The organism is Pseudomonas sp. lyk4-R2A-8, from assembly GCF_030209095.1.
GTDB classification, from domain to species: Bacteria; Pseudomonadota; Gammaproteobacteria; order Pseudomonadales; family Pseudomonadaceae; genus Aquipseudomonas; species Aquipseudomonas quebecensis.
In genome coordinates this window covers 1-6,384 of the sequence record NZ_JARVSS010000024.1, presented here as the reverse complement: position 1 = coordinate 6,384, position 6,384 = coordinate 1, and the positions used below count along the sequence as shown (strand labels likewise).

The following is a 6,384-nucleotide window of genomic DNA, read 5'->3' as shown; positions in this document are numbered from 1 at the left end:
CCCACGCTCCCGCGTGGGAATGCAGCCCGTGACGCTCTGCGTCACCTGTGCGCAGCCGCCAAGACTTGCAGCGGCCGGCGGGACGCAGAGCGTCCCAGGAGGCGTTTCCACGCAGAGCGTGGGAACGATCATCGGCGGTTCAATCCAGATCACTTGCGTCATGCCGCTCAGCCAACTGCTCATGGGGCTCGCCCGAGACCCGGTTCACCCGCCGCCCACGCTGCACTGCCGGGCGTGCTTCAATCGCCTCGGCCCAGCGCTGTACGTGCGGGTACTCGTGCACCGCCAGAAACTCGGCCGCCCCATACAAGCGGCCTTTGACCAACCCACCGTACCAGGGCCAGATGGCGATGTCGGCGATGGTGTATTCGTCCCCGGCAATGTACTCGCTCACGGCCAGGCGCTTATCCAGCACATCCAGCTGGCGCTTGGTCTCCATGGCAAAGCGATTGATCGGGTATTCCATCTTGCTTGGCGCATACGCATAGAAATGCCCGAAACCACCGCCCAGGTACGGCGCGCTGCCCATCTGCCAGAACAACCATGACAAACACTCTGCGCGGGCCGCCGGTTCGGTGGGGAAGAACGCGCCGAATTTCTCGGCCAGGTACTGCAGGATCGCGCCGGACTCGAACACCCGAATCGGCGTGGCGCCGCTGTGGTCCATCAGGGCCGGGATTTTCGAGTTCGGGTTGACGTCGACAAAGCCACTGCCGAACTGGTCGCCGTCGCCGATCTTGATCAACCAGGCATCGTATTCCGCACCGGTGTGCCCCAGGGCCAGCAGTTCTTCGAGCAGGATCGTGGCCTTCTGCCCATTGGGCGTGGCCAGGGAGTACAGCTGCAACGGATGCTTGCCGACCGGCAGCGCCTTGTCGTGTGTGGGACCGGCAATCGGCCGGTTGATGCTGGCGAAGGTGCCGCCGCTTTCGGTGTCCCAGGTCCAGACTTTAGGGGGTACGTAATCGGTCATGCTTACTACTCCAGAGGCGTTTGCGAACAGCTGAGCGCTTCAGACTAAACCAAAGACCGGGCGTGCGTCACACTCCCTGCCGACGTATGCCGAGGCACCTGCACACGCAGCGCGATCAACAGTGCCGCCAGCAGCATCAGGCAGCCTGCGCCCAGGAACACTCCGTCGATGCCCGTGGCACTGAACATCGCGCCCCCGCCGGCCGCACCCGCCGCGATGGCCGATTGCACCGACGCCACCACCATGCCACCGGCACTTTCCGCCTGATCCGGCACTGCACGAGCCACCCAGTTCGACCACGCCACCGGCACGCCGCCAAACGCCATGCCCCACAACGCCAGGAGCAATGCCTGGCCCGGCAGCGACGCGGGCAGCAACACCAGGGCCAACGCCGCCGCCCCCACCAATGCCGGCATCAACACCAACGTGCCGCGCGGGTTACGCACCAGCCACCAGCCGGCCAACAGCGTGCCGACAAAATTCGCCGCGCCGAACCCCAGCAGCATCAGGGCCAGGCCTTCAGTACCGACCCCGGTGGTGCTTTCCAGAAACGGACGAATGTAGGTAAACAGCGCGAAGTGCCCGGTGTGCACCAGCACGCAGCCGAACATGCCAATGGCAATGCCGGGGCGCAGGAGTACGTCCAGCACGGTGCGCAGCCGCGCGGTGCCGCTGGGTGCCAGGCGCGGCAGCGTGAACAGCTGGAACGCCAGGGTCACCACGCCGACGGCGGCCGCAGCCACGAAGGCGCTGCGCCAGCCATACAGGCCGCCGAGGTAGCTGCCCAGCGGCACCGCGACGACGGTACCCACTGCAATGCCGCTGAAGATAATCGACAGCGCCCGTGGCAGCGACGCCGCCGGCACCAGGCGCATGGCAACGGCCGCCGCCATGCTCCAGAAACCGCCAAGGGCAATGCCCAGCAGGATGCGCATCAACAACAGCACCACGAGGCTGGACGAGAACGCCACCAGCAGGTTGGACGCAATCATCAGCGTGGAGAACCCCAACAGCACCAGGCGCCGGTCGATGCCGCGCGTCAGGCCGGGCACCAGCAACCCGGCGAACAAGGCCACCACCGCCGTGACCGTGACCGCTTGGCCGGCCAGCGCTTCCGATACGCCCAGGTCCAGGGCCATCGGTGTCAGCAGGCTGGCCGGCAGGTATTCGGCCGTGAGCAGGCCGAACACGCCCATCGCCAGGGAAAACACCGCCATCCAGGCCGGGGTGGTCGGCTCGACCCTGTCATGGGCAGGGGCATGGCACACACAATCATTCATCACAAACCATCCTCAGGTATTAGCGTGACGGCCAGTCTAGGTTTCACTACCTGGATGATCTATGATTCAAACCCTTGAGTTTTTGACTGAAACCCCGAGCATGCCAACCGACACTGCGTTCACGCTGTCTTCCGAACTGATCAACGAACTGCTGCGCAGCATGCGCCTGCGCGGCGTGCAGTACCGGCGCATCCAGGCCGGGCCGGTGTTCGGCATCGGCTTTGCGGCCAAGCCGGGCCATGCGTATTTCCATTTCCTGGCTGCCGGCTGCGCGACCTTGCGAATGGAAGACGGCAGCCTCTTTGAGCTGTCGGCGGGAAACGCGGTGTTTATCGCCCACGGTGGCGCGCATGCGCTGTTATCCAAACCGGCTGACCCCGTGCAGGACATCGCCAGCTTCGACGCCGCCCCGCTGGGCGATACCGTGTGTGCCGTGAACGCCTCGCCCGACGAGCCTGCCAATACCCTGCTGTTCAGCGCCTGCATGGAGTTCGAACTCGACAGTATCCAGGGCCTGGGCAACCTGATGCCGGCCTTGATGCTGATCGACGCGGGAGGCCAGCGTTACCCCGGCCTGATGCCGATCCTGGCGGTGATGGAACGCGAAGTCTCCAGCGCGCGCGTCGGGTATGCGGGCATCCTGGCGCGTCTGGCCGATGTGGTGGCGGCGATGATCGTGCGCGGCTGGGTCGAATGCGCCTGCGCCAACGCGTCGGGCCTGGCGGCCGCCTTGCGCGACAACCGCCTGGCGGGCGCCCTGCTCGCCCTGCACCAGCAACCGGGCCGCGACTGGAGCGTGGCCGAACTGGCGGCGCACTGTCATACCTCGCGCTCGGTGTTCGCCGATCGTTTCCAGGCCACCCTGGGGGTGCCACCGCTGCGTTACGTGACCGAGCTGCGCATGCGCCTGGCCAGCCAGTGGCTGACCCTGGAGCGCCTGCCCATCGAGGAAGTGGCGTACCGCCTCGGCTATACCTCACAGGCCGCTTTCAGCCGCGCCTACAAACGCATCACCGGGCAACCACCGGGCGCCAGCCGCCAGGGATTCAGAAGCCCGGCATAAAGGCCCGACCCGTCGAGCTGTTGAGCGGTGGATAGAGGCCGATCAGCCATTGCGCGGCGCGACCGAGGAACCTTAATCTCTGAATCCCTCACCCTGACAGCAATGGAGGCTTCATGAAACTGATCGGCATGCTGGACTCGCCCTACGTGCGCCGCGTGGCTATTTCCCTGGAGTTATATGGGGTGGATTTTGTGCACGAGCCCTTGTCCGTGTTCCGCACCTTCGATGAGTTCGCGCAGATCAACCCGGTGGTCAAGGCGCCGACCCTGGTGCTGGACGATGGCACGGTGTTGATGGACTCCAGCCTGATCCTGGAATACCTCGAAACCCTGGCCCCTGCCGACAGGAAGCTGTTGCCCCAGAAGCCTGGCGCACTTGCCCGCGACCTGCACATCCTTGGCTTGGCCCTGGCAGCTTGTGAGAAAAGCGTGCAGATCGTTTATGAGCACAACTTGCGCCCGGCCGAGAAACTGCACGCGCCGTGGCTTGAACGCGTGACCGGCCAACTGCTTGCGGCCTATGGGTTGCTGGACAAACAGTTGGGCGACAGCGAAGCGCTGACCCAGGCGTCGATCACAGCCGCCGTCGCCTGGTCGTTCAGTCAGCTCACTGTGGCCTCGGTGGTCAAGGCGGATGCGTTTCCCCATCTGCAACGGCATGCCGAGCGCTTGGAGCAGCATCCCGCGTTCAAGCGTTACCCGATCGCCTAAGCGCCGCAGTTCAAATGTGAGAGGGGGCTTGCCCCCTCCCACATTAATCTGGGCTGCCTGAACTGAAGGTGTTCGGCTCAGACCCAGCCGCCATCGACAATAAAGTTCTGCGCCGAACACATCGCCGACGCGTCGGAGGCCAGGAACAACGCCATATTGGCGATGTGTTCGGGCAGTACGCTGCCGGGCAGGCACTGGCTGCGCGCGATCAGGTCCTTGGCGGCGTCATCGACCCACATGGCCAGTTGCTTTTCGGTCATCACCCAGCCCGGCACCAACGTGTTGACGCGGATGCGGTTCGGGCCCAGTTCGCGGGCCAGGGCGCGGGTCATACCGTGGGCGGCGGCCTTGCTGGCGGCGTATACCGGGTAACCGGCGGAGGCCATCATCCAACCCACCGAACCCAGGTTGATGATCGAGCCGCCGCCTGCGCTTTTCATCATCGGCACCACGGCCTTGGCCGCGAAAAACGCGTGCTTGAGGTTGACCGCGATGAGTCGGTCGAAGGTGTCCGAGTCGACTTCTTCCAGGGTATGGCGCACATCGTTGGCGGCGTTGTTGACCAACACAGTGATCGGGCCGAGGGACTGTTCAAAGCGACCGATGGCGGCCTTGTAGGCGATCTCGTCGGTAATGTCACAGCAGACGAACTCCACCGCATGCCCGCGTGAACTCAACAGCGCCGCCAGGCGTTCGCCCTGGCTTTGCGCGCGGTCCACAAAACCTACCCTGGCGCCCTGTGCGGCAAACGCACGCACCATGAATTCGCCGATCCCCGAGGCACCTCCAGACACCAGTACAGTCTTGCCCTTGAGGTCGGGGTAAACGGCGTGCTCAGTACTCATACAGTGATGCCTCGCTTAATTAGTCTTATTTTATTTTACGAAACGATGGTTAAAGGCTATAAATTCGCTGTCACAACGACAAAATATCGCTATTAGTAGAACTATTCCACTCAAAACAACAAAAGGAAGTTCGATCATGAAGCACCCTCGATACCTGCTCTCCGGCCTGGCGCTGTCGATGCTGATTGCCAGTGGCGGCGCTCAGGCGACCGGCTTGTCCAGCGAGCACAAACCTTTCGGTAAAACCAACGACGGCACGCCGGTCGAACAGTACATCCTGCGCAACAGCCACGGTATGCAAGCCACGGTGATTACCTACGGTGGCGTGCTGCAATCGCTCAAAGTGCCGGACAAGCATGGCAAGGTCGATGACGTGGTGCTGGGCTTCGACGACGTGCAAGGCTATCAGAGCGGTACCGCGTTTTTCGGCGCCACCATCGGACGCTTCGGCAATCGCCTGGCCGGCGGTGCTTTCGAACTGGACGGCAAGCGCTACCAAGTGCCCCTCAACGACGGCCCCAACTCGCTGCATGGCGGCGCCCAGGGCTTCGACAAGCAGGTGTGGAAAGCCGAATCGGTCAAGGACAAGGACTCGGTCGGTGTGAAGCTCAGCTACCTGTCCAAGGACGGTGAGATGGGCTTCCCCGGTAACCTGACCACCGAGGTCACTTACCGCCTCAACGACAAGAACGAACTGCACATCGACTACAAGGCCAGCACCGACAAACCGACGGTGCTCAACCTCACCAACCACAGCTACTTCAACCTCGCCGGCGCGGGCAATGGCGACATTCTCAAGCAGGTCGCGACCTTGCACGCCAGCCACTACACCCCGGTGAACGCCACGCTGATTCCTACCGGTGAACTGGCACCGGTCAAAGGCACGCCGATGGATTTCCTGAAACCGACACCTATCGGTGAGCACATCAAGGAAGACCATCCGCAACTCAAATTCGCCGAGCCGAAACAAGGCGGCTTTGACTTCAACTGGGCGTTGGACAACAAGGGTGACGTTAAACAACTGGCCGCCGAGGTACACGACCCCGAATCCGGCCGACGCCTGCAGCTGTACACCAGCGAACCGGGCGTGCAGTTCTACACCAGCAACTTCCTTGACGGTTCGGTGAAGGGCAAGGCCGGCAAGACCTACCTGCACTGGAGTGGGTTTACCCTGGAGACTCAGCACTTTCCGGACGCACCTAACCAGCCCAAGTTTGCCTCGACCCGGCTGAATCCGGGGCAGACGTATACCCAGAACACCGTCTTCAAGTTCAGCGCTGATTAAAACCGCCTTACCGTGGCAGGGGGCTTGCCCCCGATTACGGAGTGTCAGTCTGCATTTTTGCTTCTGATACACCGCTATCGGGGGCAAGCCCCCTCCCACTTTTGATGGTCATTGCCTGGGCTGGATCAACTGAGTTCTTAACTGACTGGCATTAGGGCAAGCGCCCCCCACATTCAGTCCTCACATGGCCTGGAGTCAGCGTTGTTTCATGCGGTCGATGACCACGGC

6 protein-coding genes are annotated in these 6,384 nt (G+C 62.9%); 3 read left to right on the top strand and 3 right to left on the bottom strand.

From position 1 onward, the window contains the following. Window positions 1–139: 139 nt before the first annotated feature. Complete coding sequence (yghU, locus tag QRN10_RS21145; protein WP_285429064.1) at window positions 140–973, bottom strand: glutathione-dependent disulfide-bond oxidoreductase; 834 nt, start codon at window positions 971–973, stop codon at window positions 140–142. Window positions 974–1,017: 44 nt separating this feature from the next. Then, on the bottom strand, window positions 1,018–2,253 hold the full coding sequence (locus QRN10_RS21140) for an MFS transporter (RefSeq protein ID WP_181076977.1): 1,236 nt from the start codon (window positions 2,251–2,253) through the stop codon (window positions 1,018–1,020). 100 nt (window positions 2,254–2,353) lie between these two features. Between QRN10_RS21140 and QRN10_RS21135 the strand changes: the two genes are divergently transcribed. After that, the gene (locus QRN10_RS21135) at window positions 2,354–3,316 is read left to right on the top strand and encodes an AraC family transcriptional regulator (protein WP_181076976.1); all 963 of its coding nucleotides are present in this window, start codon (window positions 2,354–2,356) and stop codon (window positions 3,314–3,316) included. Window positions 3,317–3,429: 113 nt separating this feature from the next. Next, a complete protein-coding gene (locus QRN10_RS21130; RefSeq protein ID WP_285429063.1) occupies window positions 3,430–4,026 on the top strand; it encodes a glutathione S-transferase family protein in 597 nt (198 codons plus the stop codon). Between the two features lie 77 nt (window positions 4,027–4,103). Here the strand turns inward: QRN10_RS21130 and QRN10_RS21125 are convergent, their stop codons facing one another. After that, entirely contained in the window at window positions 4,104–4,871 is a 768-nt protein-coding gene (locus tag QRN10_RS21125) for an SDR family NAD(P)-dependent oxidoreductase (RefSeq protein WP_181076972.1), read from the bottom strand. A gap of 136 nt (window positions 4,872–5,007) precedes the next feature. Here QRN10_RS21125 and QRN10_RS21120 point away from each other — a divergent pair, with 136 nt between their 5' ends. After that, on the top strand, window positions 5,008–6,156 hold the full coding sequence (locus QRN10_RS21120; RefSeq protein ID WP_253506685.1) for an aldose epimerase family protein: 1,149 nt from the start codon (window positions 5,008–5,010) through the stop codon (window positions 6,154–6,156). The last annotated feature ends 228 nt before the right edge of the window (window positions 6,157–6,384 follow it).